Source organism: Streptomyces ruber (assembly GCF_014648075.1).
Taxonomy (GTDB): Bacteria; Actinomycetota; Actinomycetes; order Streptomycetales; family Streptomycetaceae; genus Streptomyces; species Streptomyces ruber.
Window position 1 is genome coordinate 923,708 of sequence record NZ_BMQK01000001.1, and the last position, 21,334, is coordinate 945,041.

16 protein-coding genes are annotated in these 21,334 nt (G+C 72.9%); 8 read left to right on the top strand and 8 right to left on the bottom strand.

Going from position 1 to position 21,334, the window contains the following annotated elements:
• Positions 1-17 precede the first annotated feature (17 nt).
• The 4 genes from IEZ04_RS04270 to IEZ04_RS04285 form a co-directional block, all read right to left on the bottom strand.
• A complete protein-coding gene (locus IEZ04_RS04270) occupies positions 18-3,833 on the bottom strand; it encodes a multifunctional oxoglutarate decarboxylase/oxoglutarate dehydrogenase thiamine pyrophosphate-binding subunit/dihydrolipoyllysine-residue succinyltransferase subunit (RefSeq protein ID WP_189215210.1) in 3,816 nt (1,271 codons plus the stop codon).
• A gap of 478 nt (positions 3,834-4,311) precedes the next feature.
• Positions 4,312-5,406 carry a HAMP domain-containing sensor histidine kinase gene (locus IEZ04_RS04275; protein WP_189215211.1) on the bottom strand — a complete coding sequence of 365 codons (1,095 nt, stop codon included), beginning with the start codon at positions 5,404-5,406 and terminating at the stop codon, positions 4,312-4,314.
• Positions 5,407-5,536: 130 nt separating this feature from the next.
• Positions 5,537-6,274, bottom strand: a complete 738-nt coding sequence (locus IEZ04_RS04280) for a response regulator transcription factor (RefSeq protein ID WP_189215212.1) — start codon at positions 6,272-6,274, stop codon at positions 5,537-5,539.
• A gap of 121 nt (positions 6,275-6,395) precedes the next feature.
• Positions 6,396-7,073, bottom strand: coding sequence for a spermine/spermidine synthase domain-containing protein (locus IEZ04_RS04285; protein WP_189215213.1), 678 nt, complete (start codon positions 7,071-7,073; stop codon positions 6,396-6,398).
• A 905-nt stretch (positions 7,074-7,978) separates the two neighbouring features.
• On the opposite strand from IEZ04_RS04285, the gene lon reads away from it, so the two are divergent.
• Positions 7,979-10,381 carry an endopeptidase La gene (gene lon, locus IEZ04_RS04295; protein WP_189215214.1) on the top strand — a complete coding sequence of 801 codons (2,403 nt, stop codon included), beginning with the start codon at positions 7,979-7,981 and terminating at the stop codon, positions 10,379-10,381.
• A gap of 175 nt (positions 10,382-10,556) precedes the next feature.
• Here lon and IEZ04_RS04300 read toward each other — a convergent pair whose 3' ends face one another.
• Entirely contained in the window at positions 10,557-11,420 is an 864-nt protein-coding gene (locus IEZ04_RS04300; protein WP_189215215.1) for a lysozyme, read from the bottom strand.
• Between the two features lie 319 nt (positions 11,421-11,739).
• On the opposite strand from IEZ04_RS04300, the gene IEZ04_RS04305 reads away from it, so the two are divergent.
• Positions 11,740-12,243, top strand: coding sequence for a MarR family winged helix-turn-helix transcriptional regulator (locus IEZ04_RS04305; RefSeq protein WP_189215216.1), 504 nt, complete (start codon positions 11,740-11,742; stop codon positions 12,241-12,243).
• A 29-nt stretch (positions 12,244-12,272) separates the two neighbouring features.
• Here the strand turns inward: IEZ04_RS04305 and IEZ04_RS04310 are convergent, their stop codons facing one another.
• On the bottom strand, positions 12,273-13,058 hold the full coding sequence (locus tag IEZ04_RS04310) for a protein phosphatase 2C domain-containing protein (RefSeq protein ID WP_189215217.1): 786 nt from the start codon (positions 13,056-13,058) through the stop codon (positions 12,273-12,275).
• 369 nt (positions 13,059-13,427) lie between these two features.
• Here IEZ04_RS04310 and IEZ04_RS04315 point away from each other — a divergent pair, with 369 nt between their 5' ends.
• From IEZ04_RS04315 to IEZ04_RS04340, 6 genes are all read left to right on the top strand, one after another.
• Positions 13,428-16,250: a sensor histidine kinase gene (locus IEZ04_RS04315; RefSeq protein ID WP_189215218.1), complete on the top strand. Its 2,823-nt coding sequence runs from the start codon at positions 13,428-13,430 to the stop codon at positions 16,248-16,250.
• Positions 16,247-16,753 (top strand): roadblock/LC7 domain-containing protein, encoded by a 507-nt coding sequence (locus tag IEZ04_RS04320; RefSeq protein ID WP_189215219.1) that lies wholly within the window; start codon positions 16,247-16,249, stop codon positions 16,751-16,753. The genes IEZ04_RS04315 and IEZ04_RS04320 overlap by 4 nt, the downstream gene beginning before the upstream one ends.
• Complete coding sequence (locus tag IEZ04_RS04325) at positions 16,750-17,211, top strand: DUF742 domain-containing protein (protein WP_189215220.1); 462 nt, start codon at positions 16,750-16,752, stop codon at positions 17,209-17,211. The genes IEZ04_RS04320 and IEZ04_RS04325 overlap by 4 nt, the downstream gene beginning before the upstream one ends.
• Complete coding sequence (locus tag IEZ04_RS04330) at positions 17,192-17,884, top strand: GTP-binding protein (RefSeq protein WP_189215221.1); 693 nt, start codon at positions 17,192-17,194, stop codon at positions 17,882-17,884. Before IEZ04_RS04325 ends, IEZ04_RS04330 begins: the two co-directional genes overlap by 20 nt.
• A 34-nt stretch (positions 17,885-17,918) precedes the next feature.
• Complete coding sequence (locus tag IEZ04_RS04335; protein ID WP_189215222.1) at positions 17,919-19,160, top strand: styrene monooxygenase/indole monooxygenase family protein; 1,242 nt, start codon at positions 17,919-17,921, stop codon at positions 19,158-19,160.
• A gap of 203 nt (positions 19,161-19,363) precedes the next feature.
• Positions 19,364-19,588: a hypothetical protein gene (locus IEZ04_RS04340; protein ID WP_189215223.1), complete on the top strand. Its 225-nt coding sequence runs from the start codon at positions 19,364-19,366 to the stop codon at positions 19,586-19,588.
• A 105-nt stretch (positions 19,589-19,693) separates the two neighbouring features.
• Here IEZ04_RS04340 and IEZ04_RS04345 read toward each other — a convergent pair whose 3' ends face one another.
• Both IEZ04_RS04345 and IEZ04_RS04350 read right to left on the bottom strand, forming a co-directional pair.
• Positions 19,694-20,812: a C40 family peptidase gene (locus tag IEZ04_RS04345; RefSeq protein WP_229820817.1), complete on the bottom strand. Its 1,119-nt coding sequence runs from the start codon at positions 20,810-20,812 to the stop codon at positions 19,694-19,696.
• Positions 20,813-20,970: 158 nt separating this feature from the next.
• Complete coding sequence (locus IEZ04_RS04350; RefSeq protein WP_189215224.1) at positions 20,971-21,309, bottom strand: DUF8847 domain-containing protein; 339 nt, start codon at positions 21,307-21,309, stop codon at positions 20,971-20,973.
• Positions 21,310-21,334 lie beyond the last annotated feature (25 nt).

Consider the following 21,334-nt stretch of genomic DNA (forward strand, 5'->3'; position numbering starts at 1 on the left):
GACCGCTGTTCAGCGGGTCACGCCTCGAACACCTCGCGCACCAGCTGCTCCTGCTCGGCCTGGTGGCGCTTCGCGGAGCCCACCGCCGGGGAGGAGGAGTGCGGCCGGGAGATCCGGCGCAGGCGCTCACCGTGCGGCACGTCCGCGCCGACCGCCAGGTCCAGGTGGTCGATCAGGTTGAGCGCGATGAACGGCCAGGCACCCTGGTTCGCCGGCTCCTCCTGGGCCCACAGGTACTTCTCGGCGTTCGGGTACTTGGCGATCTCCGCCTGGAGCTCGGCACCCGGCAGCGGGTACAGGCGCTCGATGCGGATGATCGCGGTGTCCGTGACGCCGCGCTTCTGCCGCTCGGCGTCCAGGTCGTAGTAGACCTTGCCCGTCGTGAAGACGACCTTCCTGACCGCGGCCGGGTCGACCGACGCGTCGCCGATGACCGGCTGGAACTGGCCCGTCGTGAACTCCTCGGCCTTCGACGCGGCGGCCTTCAGGCGCAGCATCGACTTCGGGGTGAAGACCACCAGCGGCTTGTGGTGCGGGTTGTGCACCTGCCACCGCAGGAGGTGGAAGTAGTTCGCCGGGGAGGTCGGCATCGCGACCGTCATGTTGTTCTGCGCGCAGAGCTGCAGGAACCGCTCCGGGCGGGCCGAGGAGTGGTCCGGGCCCTGGCCCTCGTAGCCGTGCGGCAGCAGCAGGACGACGCCGGACGTCTGGCCCCACTTCTGCTCGGCCGACGAGATGAACTCGTCCACGACCGTCTGGGCGCCGTTGACGAAGTCGCCGAACTGCGCTTCCCACATGACGAGCGCGTCCGGGCGGGCCAGCGAGTAGCCGTACTCGAAGCCCATCGCCGCGTACTCGGAGAGGAGGGAGTCGTAGACGTTGTACCGGGCCTGGTCGTCCGACAGGTACAGCAGCGGGGTGTAGTCCTCGCCCGTCTCCCGGTCGATCAGCACCGCGTGGCGCTGGCCGAACGTGCCGCGGCGGGAGTCCTGGCCCGAGAGGCGCACCGGGGTGCCCTCCAGGAGCAGGGAGCCGATCGCGAGGGTCTCGCCCATGCCCCAGTCGATCGTGCCGTCCTCGACCATCGTCGCGCGGCGCTGCAGCTGCGGCAGCAGACGCGGGTGCACGGTGATGTGGTCGGGGATGTTGACCTGGGACTCGGCGATCCGCTTGACGACCTCCGTGGAGACCGCGGTCTGCACCGCGACCGGGAAGCCGTCCTGCGGGTCGTGGGAGTCGCCCGACGTCGGCTGCGAGGTGGCCTCGCGGACCTCGGTGAAGACCTTCTCCAGCTGGCCCTGGTAGTCCTGCAGCGCCTGCTCGGCCTCTTCCAGGGTGATGTCGCCGCGACCGATGAGGGACTCGGTGTAGAGCTTGCGCACCGAGCGCTTCTTGTCGATCAGGTCGTACATCAGCGGCTGCGTGAACGCCGGGTTGTCCGACTCGTTGTGACCGCGGCGGCGGTAGCAGATGAGGTCGATGACGACGTCCTTGTTGAACGCCTGGCGGAACTCGAAGGCCAGGCGAGCGACGCGGACGACGGCCTCGGGGTCGTCGCCGTTCACGTGGAAGATCGGCGCCTCGATCATGCGGGCCACGTCCGTCGCGTACATGGAGGAACGCGAGGACTCGGGAGCCGCGGTGAAGCCGACCTGGTTGTTGATGACGATGTGCACCGTGCCGCCGGTGCGGTAGCCGCGCAGCTGCGACATGTTGAGGGTCTCGGCCACCACGCCCTGGCCCGCGAAGGCCGCGTCGCCGTGGAGGGCCACCGGCAGGACGGTGAAGTCCGTGCCGCCCTTGTTGATGATGTCCTGCTTGGCGCGGGCGACGCCCTCCAGGACCGGGTCGACGGCCTCCAGGTGGGAGGGGTTCGCGACCAGGGAGACCTTGATCTGCTCGCCGTCCAGGCCGGTGAACGTGCCCTCGGCGCCCAGGTGGTACTTCACGTCGCCGGAGCCGTGCATCGACTTCGGGTCGAGGTTGCCCTCGAACTCGCGGAAGATCTGCGCGTACGACTTGCCGACGATGTTGGCGAGGACGTTGAGGCGGCCGCGGTGGGCCATGCCGATGACGACCTCGTCCAGGCGCGACTCGGCGGCCGAGTCCAGCACCGCGTCGAGCAGCGGGATGACGGACTCGCCGCCCTCCAGCGAGAAGCGCTTCTGGCCGACGTACTTGGTCTGCAGGAAGGTTTCGAACGCCTCGGCGGCGTTCAGGCGGCGCAGGATGCGCAGCTGCTCCTCGCGCTCCGGCTTGGAGTGCGGGCGCTCGATGCGGTCCTGGATCCACTTGCGCTGCTTGGGGTCCTGGATGTGCATGAACTCGATGCCGGTGGTGCGGCAGTACGAGTCGCGCAGCACGCCGAGGATGTCGCGCAGCTTCATCATCGACTTGCCGGCGAAGCCGCCGACCGCGAACTCGCGCTCCAGGTCCCACAGGGTGAGGCCGTGCTCGGTGATGTCCAGGTCGGGGTGCTTGCGCTGCTGGTACTCCAGCGGGTCGGTGTCGGCCATGACGTGGCCGCGGACCCGGTAGGAGTGGATCAGCTCGAAGACGCGGGCGGCCTTGGTGACGTCGTCGTCGTGGCTGGCGTCGATGTCCTTGAGCCAGCGGACCGGCTCGTAGGGGATGCGCAGCGCCTCGAAGATCTCGTCGTAGAAGCCGTTCTCACCGAGGAGCAGGTTCGCCACGATGCGCAGGAACTCGCCGGAGGCGGCGCCCTGGATGACCCGGTGGTCGTACGTCGACGTCAGGGTCATCACCTTGGAGATGCCCAGCTTGTTCAGGGTGTCCTGGGAGGTGCCCTGGAACTCGGCCGGGTAGTCCATGGAGCCGACGCCCATGATGACCGACTGACCGGGCATCAGACGCGGCACGGAGTGCACGGTGCCGAGGCCGCCGGGGTTGGTCAGGGAGACCGTGACACCCGAGAAGTCGTCCATCGTCAGCTTGCCGTCGCGGGCGCGGCGGACGATGTCCTCGTAGGCCTGCCAGAACTCGAAGAAGTTCAGCGTCTCGGCCTTCTTGATGCCGGCGACGACGAGCTGGCGGTCGCCGTTCGGCTTCACCAGGTCGATGGCCAGGCCGAAGTTGATGTGCGCCGGCTTGACGAGGGTCGGCTTGCCGTCCTTCTCCGCGTAGGAGTAGTTCATCGACGGCATGGCCTTGATGGCCTGCACCATCGCGTAGCCGATCAGGTGCGTGAAGGAGATCTTCCCGCCCCGGGCGCGCTTCAGGTGGTTGTTGATGACGATGCGGTTGTCGAACAGCAGCTTCACCGGGACGGCGCGCACGGACGTGGCCGTGGGCAGCTCCAGCGAGGCGTTCATGTTCTTGGCGACGGCGGCGCCGGGGCCGCGCAGCGTCACGTACTCGGGGCCCTCGGGCGCCTCCTTCGCCGGCTCGGCCTTCGCCTTCGGCTTGGCCGGGGCGGCGGGCTTCGCCGGGGCCGCGGCGGCGGGCTTCGGGGCGGCGGCCGGCTTGGCGGGGGCGGCGGCCTGAGCCTGCTGCGGAGCCGGGGGCTGTGCCGGGGCCTGAGGCCGGGCCGGAGCCGCCGGAGCGGCGGCCGGGGCCTGGGGCTGCGCCTGCGTGGTGGTCCCCGCGGCCCCCGCGGCCGCGTTACCCGCCGGAGCCGAGGAGGCGGCCGCCCCCGGCTTGTAGTCGGCGAAGAAGTCCCACCAGGCTCGGTCTACCGAATTCGGGTCCTGGAGGTACTGCTGATAGATCTCGTCGACGAGCCACTCGTTGGCACCGAAGGCCGCGGCGGGGTTCTTGCCCGCTTGGTCGGTCTCGGTCGAGGTGCTGGAGTTACTGGGGGACTGTGGCGACACGGCGGCAACCGCCCTCTTCCGCTTCACAAGGTGATGGACAGCGGGAATAAAGGCTACGCCTCCGTGGCCGAGAAGGTCAGTCCGGGCCCGTTCATCGTCGCGTAAGTCACATCTCAGGGCGCGTTTCATGGCCGGAAATGGCGGGAAACAAGCGGGGTTCCGGTTGCGGACTGAGGTCAGGCGCATGGGTCGGACGGGCCTGCGGCGACACGCGCGCGGCCCTCTGCTCCACGACTGCCCGACGGCAGCCCGATCACACGTGTCCGTCAGGCGCGGATCTCCGTCGATCTTGGGTGCTCCGGGTCGAACCCTACGTCACCTCGGCCGGGAGGCGACCCCGTGGGAGTGACGCCCGCCGGCGCCCGTACGACGCCTTCCGGTCCCGCCCACCGGCGGACACCGGATCCGGCCGGGGTGGCCGACGGCGCCGGCGGGCGTCGGGAACCGGCCGGGTCCGGGGCGGGACCGGCCGCTCGCGCTACTTCTGCGGACCCGGCAGGACGACTTGGATGCGGCAGCCCCGCGGGGACTCCGCCACACCGATGCGGCCGCCGTGCAGGTCCACCGCCCAGCGGGCGATGGCGAGGCCCAGACCGGTGCCGCCGTCGCTGCCCGGCCCGTGCGGGGAACTGACCGCGCCCCGGTTGAAGCGCTCGAAGACGCGGTGCCACTCCGACTGGGGGATGCCCGGTCCCTCGTCCAGGACCTCCAGTTCCAGGGACTCGGGAGCGGTGCCCGGCCTGGCCTTCACCGTCACACGGCCGTGCGGCGGGCTGTGCTTGACCGCGTTGTCGATCAGGTTGGCGACGACCTGGTGGATGCGCTCGGGGTCCGCGTGCACGGTCAGGTCCGAGGGGTGCACGTCGAGGTGCAGGTGGACGTCCGTACGGGTGTGCTTGCCGGAGTCGGAGGCGACGCCCCCGCGCGCGGAGGCGACCATGTTGGCCTCCTTCAGGACGCCCGAGAGGTACGGCCACACCTCGAAGCGCCGCTTGCGCAGCGGGACCACGCCGTTGTCCAGCCGGGACAGGTCGAGGAGCGTCTCCACCAGGCGCCCGAGCCGCTCGGTCTGCTTCAGCGCCGTACGCATCGTCTCGGGGTCGGCGGCCGAGACACCGTCGACGACGTTCTCCAGGACGGCGCGCAGACCAGCGATGGGGGTGCGCAGCTCGTGCGAGACGTTTGCGACGAGCTCCTTGCGCTGGCGGTCCTGGGCCTCCAGCTCGTCGGCCATCAGGTTGATCGTGTGGGCCAGGTCGCCCAGCTCGTCCCGGCGGTTGTCGTTGACGCGGCGGGTGTAGTCGCCGTGCGAGATGGAGCGGGCGACCGCGTTCATCTCGTCCAGCGGCGCGGTGAGCGAATGGGCCACGAACTGCGTGATCAGCAGGGTCGCGATCATCGAGAAGATGGTGATGAAGCGCAGCTCCGTCTCGGTGCGTGCCGCGATCATCAGCAGACCGGTGGTGATCAGCACCGAGACGACGACGAGCGTGCCCAGCTTCGTCTTGATCGAGAAGGGGCGCACCCCGCCCCAGGGATCCGCGCCCCTGCGCTTCCCGCCCGGACCGCCCATCACCCAACGCCCCTCACGACCACACCGTCTGCCTGCCGAACCGCCCCGCCGGGCCCTCCGCCGGCCCGGGCGCACCGCTTCCGACGGCGTGCCCGGGCCGGCGGGAAGCCCACCGACGGGGACCGGCCGCTCAGGGGTTCGGCGTCTCCAGCGCGTAGCCCACGCCGTGCACCGTGCGGATGCGCTCCGCGCCGATCTTCCGCCGCAGCGCCTTGATGTGACTGTCCACGGTCCGCGTCCCCGACGCGTCCGCCCAGTCCCACACCTCGGCGAGCAGCTGCTCGCGCGAGAGTACGGCACGCGGGGTGTTGGCGAGGCAGACCAGGAGGTCGAACTCGGTGGGGGTGAGGTGCACGTCCTCGCTGCGCACCCGCACCCGGCGCTGCGCGTGGTCGATCTCCAGCTCGCCGAGGCGCAGGATGCCGCTGCGGGGCGTCGCGGCGGCCAGCGCGGCACGCTCCACGCGGCGCAGCAGGACGTGCACGCGGGCGGCCAGCTCACGCATGGAGAAAGGCTTCGTCATGTAGTCGTCGGCGCCCACGCCGAGCCCGACCAGCATGTCCGTCTCGTCGTCGCGCGCGGTGAGCATCAGCACCGGGACCGGGCGCTGGGCCTGCACCCGGCGGCACACCTCCAGGCCGTCGAAACCCGGCAGCATGATGTCCAGGATCAGCAGGTCGGGCTGCCATGCCTCAGCGGTGTCGACGGCCGCCGGGCCGTCGCCCGCGGTCTGCACGAGGAAGCCCTCCGCGCGCAGGCGGGCCGCGATGGCGTCGACGATCGTCGGGTCGTCCTCGACCACCAGGACCCGGCGCTGGGCGCCCGGGGTCGCCGCAGTGCCGCTGTGGGAGGTGTGTGTCTGCTCCATCGCCCGCCCCTGTGTTGCTTTCCGGAATCCGTGGGGTGATCCCTTGACTGCGCATGACTGCGATTGACGCTTGAATGATCGGCGTCAGGGATGCAGCGTACGGGCACTCACCGCGCCTTTGCTATCCAGGCCGGACCGCGAGGTGCACGACGTCCGGAACTCCTCGGGCAACCGGGATCTCTTCGGTACGCACCTGCTGGAACCCGGCATTCCCCAAGGTTTCTTCGAAATGCGCCGACGGCTGGGCCGACCACACCGCGAGCACTCCGCCGGGTTTCAACGCCGTTGCGCAGCTTGCCAGTCCGGCCGCCGAGTAGAGGGTGCCGTTGTCCTCGGTGACCGTCCAGTCGGGGCCGTTGTCGATGTCCAGGCACAACGCGTCGAATGTGGCGGACGTCTCATTGACGTACGCGACCAGGTCCGCCTCGACGATCTCGGTGCGGGGGTCCGCGAGCGCGCCGGCGGACACCGCCGCCAGGGGGCCGTGCCGATGCCATCCGATGATCGCCGGCTCACGCTCCACCACCGTGATGCGCCCCCAGCGGGGGTTCGCGGCGGCGTGTGCGAGCGAGAACCCGACCCCCAGCCCGCCGATGAGCACGCTCGGCGCCGGGCGGTCGTCCAGCGTCTGCAGCGCCGCGTCGACCAGCAGCCGCTCCGAACGTCCGTCGGAGGTGTCCATGAGGAAACAGCCGTTGGCGATGATCTGCAGCAGCTCCCCGTGCCGCCGCAGCACGACCTCACCGTACGGGCCCTCGCGCCGGTCGATGACTTCCGGGATCTCGTAGGCAGTGCTCATGGCCTCATCCTGGCAGTTCCTCCGGGGAGGCCGGGGAAGGGCCGGTGGAACGGTCCGCGAGGCCTCGCCGTCCCCCGCGCACCCGACGGCACCGGCGCACCCGACGGCACCGGCGCACCCGACGGCACCGGCGCGCTCGCCGGCGCCGTCCGCGCGCACCGCGGTCAGGGGCTCCCCCCGAACTTCGCGGAGGCCAACGGTGCCTCCACACGCCGGCCCGGCGACTCGTACGGCGCCCGTCCGTCCGGCGTCCCCGCCAGTACCCCGGTCCGTGCCCCCTGCTCGAACGCCGCGCGGCCGAGGGTGCGCATCACCAGGGTGCCCAGGCCCCGGCGGCGGTGGGCGGCGGAGGTCTCGACCTGGTCGGCGACCGCCGTACGCCCGGTCGGGGCGATCTGGGCCGCGCGCGGCCCAGGAGCCGTCCGGGGCGGCGACCAGTGCGCGGACGACGCCGCCGCGCGACCAGGTGCGCAGCCGGTAGCCGTCGGGGAGCGCCGGTGTCCCGTGCTCCTCCGCCCGCAGCGGCACCGGCATCGGGCAGCCGGACTCGGGACCGGTCCACCAGCCCTCGCCGAGCCACGGCCCGGCCCTGTCCCGCTCCGCGAAGACCTTGAGCCGGACGCCGTGTCCCGTCACGGCGTCGGCCACCTTGCGGACCGTCGCCTCCTCGGCCTCGTCGTGCGTGGCGGTGAGCACGCGGCGCTCACGTGCTCACCCGGTCCCACGTCGATCGTGCGGGCCCAGGGTTCCACCAGGGGCGGCGCCGCCCCTGGTGGGACGACCCGGCGGTCGGTCCCCGCCCGCACGAGTCGGTGATCGCTGACAGCGAACACGTTTGGGGGAACATTCAACGGCTCATGAGCATTGAGTCGGCATAGCTCAACTTGACACCTAGGGAGAGACTCATGGCTTCGACGTCCACACCGCTCACCCTGCCCGTGCTGCCTCTCGACGACGAGGTCGTGCTGCCGGGGATGGTGGTGCCGCTGGACCTGAACGACGCCGAGGTGCGGGCCGCGGTCGAGGCCGCGCAGGCCGCCGCGCGCTCCGAGCCCGGCAAGCCCAGGGTGCTGCTGGTACCGAGGATCGACGGGACGTACGCGAGCACGGGCGTGCTCGGCACCGTCGAGCAGGTGGGACGGCTGGCCGACGGTGACCCGGGCGCCCTGATCCGCGCGCGCGGCCGGGTGCGCATCGGTGCCGGGACCACCGGACCGGGCGCCGCCCTGTGGGTGGAGGGCACCAGGATCGACGAGACCGTGCCCGAGCCCCTGCCGGGGCAGGTCACCGAGCTCGTCAAGGAGTACAAGGCCCTCGCCACCGCCTGGCTGCGCAAGCGCGGCGCCTGGCAGGTCGTGGACCGGGTGCAGGCCATCGACGACGTCTCCGCCCTCGCCGACAACTCCGGTTACTCGCCCTTCCTGAGCACCGAGCAGAAGGTCGCGCTGCTGGAGACCGCCGACCCCGTCGCCCGGCTGAAGCTCGCCACCCAGCAGCTCCGCGACCACCTCGCCGAGCAGGAGGTCGCCGAGACCATCGCCAAGGACGTCCAGGAGGGCGTCGACAAGCAGCAGCGCGAGTTCCTGCTGCGCCGGCAGCTGGAGGCCGTGCGCAAGGAGCTGCGCGAGCTGAACGGCGAGAAGGAGGGCGAGGAGTCCGACGACTACCGCGCCCGTGTCGAGGCCGCCGATCTCCCCGAGAAGGTGCGGGAGGCCGCGCTCAAGGAGGTCGACAAGCTGGAACGGGCCTCCGACCAGTCGCCCGAGGGCTCCTGGATCCGCACCTGGCTCGACACCGTCCTCGAACTGCCGTGGAACGAGCGGACGGAGGACGCGTACGACATCCAGGGCGCCAAGGCCGTCCTGGACGCCGAGCACGCGGGTCTGGACGACGTGAAGGAGCGGATCACCGAGTACCTGGCGGTGCGCAAGCGGCGCGGCGACCGGGGGCTGGGGGTCATCGGCGGCCGTCGCGGCGGCGCCGTGCTGGCCCTCGTCGGCCCGCCCGGCGTCGGCAAGACCAGCCTGGGTGAGTCCGTCGCGCACGCCATGGGCCGGAAGTTCGTCCGCGTCGCGCTCGGCGGTGTCCGGGACGAGGCGGAGATCCGCGGCCACCGGCGCACGTACGTCGGCGCGCTGCCCGGCCGGATCGTGCGGGCCATCAAGGAGGCCGGGTCGATGAACCCGGTGGTGCTGCTCGACGAGATCGACAAGGTCGGCTCCGACTTCCGGGGCGACCCGGCCGCCGCCCTCCTGGAAGTCCTCGACCCGGCGCAGAACCACACCTTCCGCGACCACTACCTGGAGGTCGAACTCGACCTCTCCGACGTCGTCTTCCTCGCCACCGCCAACGTCCTGGAGGCCATCCCGGAGGCCCTGCTCGACCGTATGGAGCTGGTCCGTCTCGATGGCTACACCGAGGACGAGAAGATCGTCATCGCCCGGGACCACCTGCTGCCGCGGCAGCTCGACCGGGCCGGTCTGGGCGCCGACGAGGTCACGGTCGACGAGAGCGCGCTGCGCAAGCTGGCCGGCGAGTACACGCGCGAGGCGGGCGTGCGCACCCTGGAGCGGTCCATCGCCCGGCTGCTGCGCAAGGTCGCGGCCCAGCACGAACTGGGCGAGCGGGAGCTGCCGTTCACCATCACGGACGGCGAGCTGCGCGACCTGATCGGCCGGCCGCACCACGTACCCGAGTCCGCCCAGGACCCGGCCGAGCGGCGCACCTCGGTGCCGGGCGTCGCGACGGGCCTCGCGGTCACCGGCGCGGGCGGCGACGTCCTGTACGTCGAGGCGTCGCTGGCCGACCCCGAGACGGGCGCGGCGGGCCTGACGCTCACCGGTCAGCTCGGCGACGTGATGAAGGAGTCGGCGCAGATCGCGCTGAGCTTCCTGCGCAGCCACGGCGCCGAACTGGAACTGCCGGTCGGCGACCTGAAGGACCGGGGCGTGCACATCCACTTCCCGGCGGGCGCGGTGCCCAAGGACGGCCCGAGCGCGGGCATCACGATGACGACCGCGCTGGCCTCGCTGCTCTCCGGCCGGCTGGTCCGCACGGACGTGGCGATGACCGGTGAGGTGTCGCTGACCGGCCGCGTCCTGCCGATCGGCGGGGTGAAGCAGAAGCTGCTCGCCGCGCACCGGGCGGGGGTCACCACGGTGATCATCCCCAAGCGCAACGAGCCCGACCTGGACGACGTCCCGGCCGAGGTCCTGGAGAAGCTCGACGTGCACGCCGTCACGGACGTGCGGCAGGTGCTGGAGCTGGCGCTGGCCCCGGCGGAGGTGGAGGTCCCGGCCGTGGCGTGACGCCCGGCGCCCCGGGGGCTCCCGGTCGTGCCGTGAGGGACGCGACCGGTCGAGGAAGGCCCGGGTCCCCCGTCGGGGACCCGGGCCTTCACGCGCGGGTGTGTGTCCGTACGGCGCGCGGTCCGGCCGTCGGTCGTACGGCGCAGGTCCGGCCGTCGGTCGTACGGCCCGGGGCTCAGCCGTTGGCGAGGGCCTCCAGCCGGTCCAGCGTGCCGTTGAACCGGTTGTGGTCGCCGACGTACGGGCCGGTCGCCGTGTACTGCCACATGGTGTAGCCGCTCCAGCCCGCGGGCATGGGGCCCACGGAGGAGGCGTACCGCGCGATCCACAGCGGGTGGGCGCCGAGGCCGGCGTGGCTGCCCGTGCACTGGTTCCACCAGGTGGTGGCCGTGTAGACGACGGCGTGGCGTCCCGTCCGTTCCCTGTACCGGTCCAGGAAGTCCCGGATCCAGGCGACCATCGCGCTCGGTGACTTGCCGTAGCAGGCGCTGCCGTACGGGTTCCACTCGATGTCCAGCACGCCCGGCAGCGTCCTGCCGTCCGCCGACCAGCCGCCGCCGTTGTCGACGAAGTAGTCCGCCTGGGCGGCACCGGAGGCGCCGTTGGGGAGCGCGAAGTGGTAGGCGCCGCGGACCATGCCGACGCCGGAGGCGCCGTTGTACTGCTGCGCGTAGGAGGGGTTGCGGTAGGAGGTGCCCTCGGTCGCCTTCACGTAGGCCCAGCGGACGCCGCTGTTCCACAGGGCCCGCCACGCGACGTCGCGCTGGTGGCTGCTGACGTCCACGCCTTCCGTGTGCAGGGCCCGGCCGGGCGGGGACCCGTCGCCGTCGCGGGCCTCCTGGCCGTCGTGCATGCGGACGCCCAGGCCCATGTACGCGGAACCGGGAGCGGGAGCGGGAGCGGGGGCGGGAGAGGGAGAGGGGGAGGGGGCGGCGACGGCGGCGGCCGGGAAGGGGAGGAGGACGAGCGCGGCGACGAGGGCCGCGCGGAGGGTGAGGGGGGAGAGCGAGCGGGTGGATCCGGATCTGCGCACGGGCATGACGGGCCTTCCGAAGGGCGCGATGCTGCTCGGTGGGGGGTGCGGTGGGGTACGCGCTCGGCCGTGCGTGGACACAGGCGCGGTGCGGCGGGCCTGTTGCCGGCACGGCGGGGCGTCACCCGGGGGAGGGGGAGAGCTGTGAGGGGAGTGGGGGGAGTGGCGCGATCATGACAATCTGCGCCCCCGATGACGCTACGCATGTTCGACTTCCCGCGGAAGAGGGCCCGGGGCACGCCGTTGGTCTACGCCTGCGAAATACTGACCGAGCTGCGACGACGCCGCTACTCGGCGGAAACTTTCAGGAACGGGAAACCGGAGCATGGGTGCTGACGCGTACGACAACGGCATCGGCGGTGCGCACCGGGACGGCGCCGACGTGCCGCGGAACGGTATGGACCTCGCCTTCCTCGACCTGGAGCGGGAGCTGACCGTCCTGCTGCGCCGGGCCCGCGCGAAGTCCGGCGAGATGGCCCGCGCGGTCCACCCCGACCTGGAGTCCGCCGCGTACGGCCTGCTCGCCCGGCTGGAGGAGAGCGGCGGGCTGCGCGCCACGGAACTCGCGGCCTACATCGGCGTCGGCAAGGCCACCATGTCCCGCCAGCTGCGCGCCCTGGAGCAGCTCGGCCTCGTGGCCCGCGAGCCCGACCCCGCGGACGGCCGCGCCTGGCTCGTCCGCCTCACCGAGGAGGGGCGGCAGCGCTTCCGCAGGGTGCGGGACGCCCGCCGGGAGCGGTACGTGCGCCGGCTGTCCGGCTGGGACCGGGCGGAGGTCGCCGAACTCGCGCGTCTGCTGCACCAGTTGAACCAGGGCAACGACATCTGACCCGGCCGGCCCGCGCGCCGCGCCGCACGTCACGGCTCCACGTACACCACCGTCGCGTCGTCGTGCCGCTTCGCCCGCCCCAGGTACGTCCGCGCGGAGTCGGCGCGCTCCAGGGTCCGCACGCGCCGCACCAGCTCCGGCGCGCCCTCCTCCCGTACGACCCAGAAGCAGTCCGCCCAGTCGCCCTGCCGGAACCGGTCCACCCAGCGCGTCGCCCCGTCCGTCAGCGCGGCGAGGGCCTGCACCTCCCGGCGCGGCACGGCGCCCGTCACCGCGCGCGCGGCCACCGACGGGTCGGCCGCCGCCGTGAAGAAGCCGCCCTCCCGGTTGCGCAGCGTCGCGTCCGTCACCGCGGCCGACGCCAGCGACGTACGGGGCAGCCGCGCCAGACGGTCGTCGAGGACCGCCGTGACCGCCCCGCCCGGCCCCTGGAGCAGCAGCGCCGAGTCCGACAGCACCAGGTACTCCACGGACCGCGGGGACCAGCGGGCCAGGACCACGGTCGCCTGAGGGGTGCGCGGGTGAGAAAGATCACAGGTTGAGGCGTGCGCGTTCGCGGTACGGGCGATGGCTCCCGCGAGCACCTGCGGCAGCGGCAAATCCCCTGGTGAAACGGACAGTTCGGTCAGGGCGCCGCCGAGCCGCGCGGTGAACCACGCGACCGTGTGCCGGCAGCCGTACGCGCTCGGCGGCGGCGTCACACCGTCCAGGACGACCAGAGAACCACCCTGTCCCGAAGCGGGAACCGCGACCGCGGCGAAGTCCTCGTTGGTGTGATCGGGGCTGCCGGGCTCGGAGATCACTTCCGTACGCATCGGACCAGTCTGCACGAGCCCTTCACAAGATCCACGAGCAGTCCGGCGAGGGGTGCCGAACGGTCGCGATCCGCAGGTCGGGGGCCGGAATTGACGGCAAATGATCGGGGTTGGTGAAGCGTGGCGGCGAATATTGCCAAAGCCCGCCGCATACGTCCAACCGGCCCGCCGTGTCCGGCTCCGGCATGCACCGGAGGAACTTGCCCGCCAACTCTCCTCCGATGTTCACTCCTTCGGGTGGCGGGCTCGATGATGCGGGACCACTGCCCACCGGCACTGGGAGGGTCGGGAGCCGTAACCGGGAAAACGTCACAGTTGACGGCACGTCACCCGGCTTGATGGGTACACGAGTCACGAAGGCGAGCACCGGTGCAGAAGAAGCGGCCTCGGCGCACAGGCAAGCAGACGGCCTCCACGGCCGCTCCGGAGCCGGGCGGGCGTACGGAGGACCAGCAGCCCGCCGTCGGCACCGGCCGTCCCGCCCACGTCCGCACCCGCCTCATCGGCGCCGTCGTCGTCGTGGCGGCCGCCATAGCGGGTGCCGGAGCGCCCTCGGTCCTGGCCGCGTCCGGTCAGTTGAACGACTCCCAGAACCTGGTGACGCTCGCCGAGCGCACCCAGCAGGCGCTCACCCTGGCCCACGCCCTCGCCGACGAGCGGGACGAGGTCACCTCGTACATCGCCGCCGGGCGCCCGGAGTCCGGGACCCCGGACGAGGAGCGCGCCGCACGCGTCGACCGGCAGGCCGGCGAACTCCGGGCGGACGCGGACGCCGCCCTCCGCGAGGACCTCGCCTCCATCACCGGGGTGCGCCGGTCGGCGCTGACGGGGGACGGCACCGCGCTCGAGGCACATGAGGCGTACTCGGCCGTCATCGCCGAGCTGCACACCCTCGCCGAGGACCTGGCCGAGCAGCTGCCGCCCCGCACGGGCCCCGGCGCGCACGCGCTCGCCGACCTGGACACCGCCGTCCAGCAGGCCGCCGCGACCCGCGGACTGCTGCTCGCCGCGCTCGCCGTGCCGGCGTCCGAGCGGACCGTCATCGACCCCGTCACCGGCCTGCCCACCACCGCGAGCACCTCCACGGACGCCGACGCCGAGCAGCGCGACGCCCTCACTGCCGCCGCCCAGCAGGCCCGCGTCCGCTCCGACGCGGCCCTCGCCGGCTTCCGCGAGACGGCACCCGGGCGCGCCCGCGACGCGTACGACTCCACGGTCACCGGGCCCGAGGCCGCCTCCGCCGACGACTTCCTCGGCAGGCTCACCGACCGGCCGGCCCTCACCGACGACGAGCTGAACACGGACACCGACGAGCTGGACGCGGCCCTCACCGCACGCGTCGAGCTGATGCGCGGTGCGGAGGCCTCCCTCCACGACCGGCGCACCAAGGACCTGGCCCGGCTCCGCGACGACGACGTCACCGCGCTGGAGATCCGGATCGCGGCCCTCGGCGGCCTGCTGCTCGTCGCCGTCGGCACCGCCACCGCCATGGCCCGCAGCCTCACCCGGCCGCTGGCCGCGGTGCGCATCGGCGCGGCCCGGGTCGCCGCCGACCCGGTGGCCGAGGAGCCCGTCCGGTTCACCGGCCGCAACGACGAGTTCGCCCAGGTCGTCCGCTCCGTCAACGCGCTGCGGGCGCACGCCGTGGCGCTGAACGAGCGGCTGGCGCCCCTGGAGGGCGACCGCAAGCACCTCATCGGCGAGCGGCAGCGCATGGCCGACGAACGCGACCGGCTGCGCGCCGAACTCGCCGACACCGCCGCGGAGCTGAAGCGGGCCCGCACCGGCGCGAGCGGTCCACTCGTCAACCTGTCCCTCCGCATCCTGGGTCTCGTCGAGAGCCAGCTCGCCGTCATCGAGCAGATGGAGGAGCGCGAGCAGGACGCCGACCGGCTCGCCACCCTCTTCAAGGTCGACCACCTCGCCACGGTCGTACGCCGGCACAGCGAGAACCTCCTCGTCCTCGCGGGCGCCGAGCACGGCCGGCAGCACGCGGGTCCGATCCCCCTGGTCGACGTCGTGCGCGCCGCCGTCAGCGAGATCGAGCGCTACGACCGGGTGCGCATCGCCGAGCTGCCGCCGCACGCGCACATCGCCGGGGGCGCCGCCGACGACCTCAGCCACCTGCTCGCCGAACTGCTGGAGAACGCCGCCTCGTTCTCGCCGCCCGACCTGCCCGTCGAGATCTCCGGCTGGCTGCTGGAGAACGGCGAGGTGATGCTCTCCGTGCAGGACGAGGGCATCGGCGTCGCCGCCGACCGGCTGGAGGCCATCAACGACCGCCTGAAGAACTTCGACCCGCGGGAGCCGTACGAGCCCCACGGCGAGGAGGACGGCGAGGAGGCCGGGCTCGGTCTGTACGTGGTGGCCCGGCTCGCCCACCGGCACGGCGTGCGCGTACGGCTGCGCGAGCAGAAGCAGGGCGGTGTCGCGGCCGTCGCGGTGCTGCCCAAGCGGCTGCTCGCCGCCGCGCCCGCGACCGCGGGCCCCGGCTCCGGTCCGGTGGGCGCCGACACCCCCTCGATGTCCCTGCCGGGCGCCGACGCCGAGGCCAACTCCAACGTCCTGCCCGCCCGCTCGACCGTCGTCGTGCCCGAACCGGACGGCGCCGGTGACCCCCTGATCGAGGCGGCGGAGCGGGCCCTGCGCGCGCGGGGGACGGACGGGGACGACGGGACGACCGCGGACGACGACGCCGTACGTGACGACGACGCCGTACCCGACGAGGACGCCGCCGCACCGGAGGAGACCCCCGGAACCCCCGAACGGGTCTCCGAGACCACGATGGAGCTGGTCGCCCCGGCGCCCCCCGCGGACACCGGGACACCCCCGGACGCCGACACCCATGAACGCGCCGCGGACGAGCGGCCCCTCGACGCGGGGGAGGCCGCCCGTTCCACCGAGGCCCCCCGGCTCACCGACAAGGGCCTTCCCAAGCGCACCCCCAAGGTCAACGCCCCCGCCCCGGCCGCCAGGCCCCGCGCCGGGGGCGTGAACGCCGAGGAACTCCGCCGCCGTCTCGGTGGTTTCCACCAGGGAGCCAAGGACGGCCGGCGCGACGTCGCCGCAGAGATCGCCGAGACAGGCGGTACCGGCGAGAAGACGGACGGGTCGGCCGTGCCCCCGGCACGCCGGCACGACCGTGACCCGCTCGAACCGTCGGGGGGCACTTCCGAGGAGGCAAGCAGTTGACCGCGCCCAGCACGACCTTCGGACTGAGCCATGAGGCCCGTAACCTGCACTGGCTGCTGACCAACCTCGTCGAGGAGGTGCCGGGCCTGCTGTCGGTCGCGGTGGTCTCCTCCGACGGCCTGCTGCTGCTCTCCTCCGACCCCGGCAGGAACGCGGAGGCGAGGGAGGAGCGGGCGGACCGTTCCGCCGGTCCCAGGGGCTCCGCAGCCGACCTCGCCACGATCGTCTCCGGCATCGGCAGCCTCACCATCGGCGCCGCCAAGCTGCTGGACGTCGGCGGGGTCAAGCAGACGATGGTCGCGATGGACGAGGGGAGCCTCTTCGTCATGTCGATCAGCGACGGCTCGCTGCTCGGCGCGCACGCCTCCCCGGACTGCGACATGAGCGCGGTGGCGTACCACATGGCGCTGTTCGTCGGCCGCGCCGGACACGTCCTGACCCCCGAACTCCGCAGCGAGCTGCGGGCGTCGCTCGAGGCGGAGACGGCGGGGAGCGGACGGTGACCCCACCGAGGGCGCCGGGCGGACCATCCGCCGGGACGCGCAAGCTGCCCGTACGCGGCGGCGACCGCAGGCCCGCCCGGGTCCGCCCGTACTCCCTCACCGGTGGCCGCACCCGGTCCGGCCACGTGCTGCTCGTCGAGACGTTCGTCGCCGCTCTCGAAGCCCCCGACGAGCCACAGGAATTGACGGACGGCACCACCGGAACGTTCACTACCGGAAGCGGCTCGTCCACCGCCAGGGTCATGCCCGAGATGCGGGCCATCGTCGAACTCTGCCGCCGCATGCGGACGGTGGCCGAGATCGCTGCGCTGCTGAGGATGCCGCTCGGCGTGGTCCGTGTCCTCCTCAGCGATCTCGCGGACCAGGGAAGAATTCGCGTGTACGGAACGGGGCACGGTCCGGGACAGCCGGACCGTGCCCTGCTGGAAAGGGTGCTGAGTGGACTCCGTCGTCTCTGACGCCTCCTCCCCGGGGGTCGCCACCGGCGCCCGGAGGGGCGTCACCCGCGCCGCATCGGCCGGCCGGACCTCCCCGCGTGTGGAGCGCGAGGAGGAGCTGAAACCCTGGCAGACCGACATCACCCGCGCGCCCATCGCGACGAAGATCGTGATCGCGGGCGGGTTCGGCGCCGGCAAGACCACCCTCGTCGGCACCGTCTCGGAGATCGAGCCGCTGCAGACCGAGGCGCTGATGACCGAGGCGAGCGAGGCCCACGACGACCTCTCGGCCACCCCGGACAAGACCACCACCACGGTGGCCATGGACTACGGCCGCATCACGCTCGACGACGACCTGGTGCTCTACCTGTTCGGCACGCCGGGCCAGCAGCGGTTCTGGTTCATGTGGGACGACCTGGTGCGCGGGGCGATCGGCGCGGTCGTCCTCGCCGACACGCGGCGCCTCGCGGACTGCTTCCCGGCGCTCGACTACTTCGAGAGCTGCGGGCTGCCGTACGTCGTCGCCGTCAACCACTTCGACGGCAGCGAGCTGTTCGACGCCGAGGACGTCCGCGAGGCCCTGTCGGTGCCCGCGCAGATACCCGTCATGGTCATGGACGCGCGGAACCGCATATCCGTCGTGGAGACCCTCCTCGCGCTCTGCGCCCACGCCATCGCCACCAGCCCCGAGTAACGCCACCAGACCCGAGTAGGAGAACAGCTCCCGGATGCGGAAGATACTCGTCGTCGGAGCCGGCCAGTCCGGACTTCAGCTCGCCCTCGGCCTCCAGGCGCACGGGTACGAGGTCACCCTGATGTCCAACCGGACGGCCGACGAGATCCGCACCGGACGGGTCATGTCGACCCAGGTCATGTTCCACACGGCGCTCCAGCACGAGCGCGACCTGAAGCTGAACTTCTGGGAGCACCGGGCCCCGCGGATCGAGGGGCTCGGCATGTCCGTCGCCGGCCCCGCGGCGCAGCGCGTCGTCGACTGGACGGGCAGGCTGCGGGGGTACGCGCAGTCGGTCGACCAGCGCGTGAAGATGGCCGGCTGGCTGGAGGCCTTCGCCCAGCGCGGCGGCCGGCTCGTCGTGCACGGCGCGGCCGTCTCCGACCTGGACTACTTCTCCCGCGCCTACGACCTGGTGCTCGTCGCGGCGGGCAAGGGCGAGCTGGTGTCGATGTTCGCCCGCGACGCCGCCCGCTCCCCGCACCGCGAGCCGCAGCGCGCCCTCGCCGTCGCCTACGTGCACGGCCTCGCCCCCCGCCCGGAGTGCCCGGACACCGACGCGATGCGCTGCAACCTCGTCCCGGGCGTCGGCGAACTGTTCGTCATCCCGACGCTCACCCTCTCGGGACGCGCCGACATCCTGTTCTGGGAAGGCGTCCCCGGCGGCCCCGCCGACGTCTTCCAGGGCGTCGGCAGCCCGGCGGAGCACCTCTCCTTGATGCTGGGGCTCATGCAGCGGTACACGCCCTGGGAGTACGCGCGCGCCACCAAGGCCGAGCTCACCGACGCGCGCGGCACCCTCGTCGGCCGCTACGCCCCCACCGTCCGGCACCCCGTCGCGCACCTGCCCGGCGGCGGGCTCGCCCTGGGCGTCGCCGACGTGGTCGTGGTGAACGACCCCGTCACCAACCAGGGCGCCAACGCCGCCGCGAAGTGCGCCGCCTCCTACCTCGCGTCGATCCTGGAGCGGGGCGAGAAGGAGTTCGACGAGGCGTGGATGCGGGCCACGTTCGACCGCTACTGGGAGAGCGCGCGGCACGTCACCAAGTGGACGAACGCCATGCTCGGCGTCCCCCCGGAGCACGTGCTCAACCTGATCGGCGCGGCGGGCGCGCTCCCCGCGGTCGCGGACCGCTTCGCGGCCGGCTTCGACGACCCGTCCGACTTCGAGGACTTCTTCTACGAACCGGAGCGGACCGAGGCGTACCTGGCCTCGCTCACCGGCACGCACGCCTAGGCCGATCCCCGGGCCGTTCCCCGAGCCGTTCCCTGGGCCGTTCGTGTGCGGTGGTGTGGGCGATTCGTGTGAATTGATGCTGTTCGCCGAGCGCGGGGCGCACATGCGGTGACGCCCCGACGAGATCCTCGATCGGGCCCCGGGACTCCGTCGTGGAGATCCGGACGCCCACGCTTGTCATGCAGCGCCCACAGGAGGTTGGTATGCGTTCCCTCATGCGTTCGGTTCTCGTCGGCTGCGCCACAGCGGGCCTGGCCCTGGCGGGTTCCGCCTCGGCCCATGCCGGTGGTGGCGGGGACGAGGGTAACCACGACACCCGCGTCGGCATCAACAAGGAAGTCCACGACTCGGGCTGGGGATCAGGCAACGGCAACGGGGTCCTGACCCCGGGCGGCGGTGTCATCTTCGGGTCCTTCGTCCAGGACTGACCCTCCGGCATCTCGGCGGGCGGGGCACCATCGGGTGCCCCGCCCGCCGTCGTCGGCGGACCGGGGCGCGGACGGCGGGCCGCCCCCGTCACCGGCCGCATCGCGTCACCGGTCCGCTCCCGCCCCCGGTCCGCCCCCCGGCGCCACCGCGGAGCCGTACCCCTCGTCCGCCCCGGCCGACGCCCCCTCGGGAAGGCGCACGGGTGTGTACCGGGTGAGGGGTCTGCCCTCCGGGTCGGGGCGTACCGCGCCCAGCACCGGGTTGGCCGCGATCGGCGACACCTTCACCGCCGCCCCGGGGCGCGGCGCGTGGACGACCAGCCCGGCACCGAGGTAGACGGCCACATGAGTGGCCCGGGGGAAGTAGACGACGAGGTCGCCGGGCCGCAGCCGGCCGAGCGGCACCCGGGGCAGCCGCTTCCACTGCTCCTGGCTGGTCCGGGGGACGGGCCGCCCCGCCCGCGCCCAGGCCCGCGAGGTGAGCCCCGAGCAGTCGTACGCGTCCGGCCCCTCGGCACCCCACTCGTACGGCTTGCCGATCTGTTCCACGGCGTACCCGAGCGCCGCCGCGCCGTCCTCGGTGGGCGGCCGCACGCCGCCGAGCGCCCCCGAGGCGAGGAGCCGCCGCTGCGCACCGGCCGTCCGCTCCCGCTCCAGCTCGGAGATCCGCCGCAACTGGTCGTCGCCGATCGAGGCGAGCAGCTCCTCGACCCCCCGCAGCCGCTCCCGCACGACGTCCCGTTCCCGCCCGCGCCGTGCCGTGAGCGAGAGCCGCTCGTCCAGGGCCCTCCGTGCCGCTCTGGCGAGGGCGTCGGCACGCCGCTCGCTGCCGGCCAGCCGCCGTACGGTCCCGGCCCGTTCCCGGGACACCCGCCTGATGACATGGGCCTGGTCGAGGGCGCGGTGCGGATCGCGGGCCAGCAGCAACCGCAGGTAGGGGGAGAGGTCGGAACGGCTCTGGTACTGCTGCCGGGCGAGCCGGCCGACGGCGCCCCGGCTGTCCCGGAGCGACAGGCGGGCATCGCTGAGCCTCCGGTCCAGCCGCCGGACCTCGGCGCGCTGTTCCGTCAGCCGCTCCTCGGTCGCGTTGTACGCCTCGGTGGCCGCCTCGGTCTCCCGGTACAGCCGCCTCAGCTCGGCCAGCAGTCCGGCGGCGGAGCGCTCCCGTGGCTCCGGCAGGGCGACGGAGGCGGGGGCGGCGGGCGCGGCGGCGAGGACCGTCACGACCGCCACCGTGAGAACCAGGCCGCGACCGGGCCGTCCTGCCGACACGCCATCACCTCCGATGCCCGCGATGGCGCCTCCACCGCGTACCCCGCACCGGCAGGATGGGACGGGCCCGTCCGGTGCGCCCCCGGGGTGACCGCTCCGGACCAAGGAGATCACTCGTCGGCGGTGCCGCCCGGCCCGCCCGGCGTGTCGCCTGGCTTCGCGCCTTCCGGTCTCCCGCCTCCCGGGTTCCTGGACCAGGGCCACCGGGGCCCGCCGGCGCGGCCCGCGGGGTCGGGGTCGTACTCGTACTGCCACCTCGCGGCGAGGGCGAAGCGCCCCGCCTGCGGCCGCGGCACCCGCCGGTAGACGAGCACGGCCGGCTCCCCGCCCGCGGCGGCCGGCACCGGGACCCGGTACGTCTTGGGCGGGTGCCCGGTGATGCCGAGGAGCACGGGCAGGACGCGCCCGTCGAGGGGCCCGCCGACGAACGGGGTGTCTTCGCTCTTCACCCCACCAGTGTCACAGCCTCCGGTG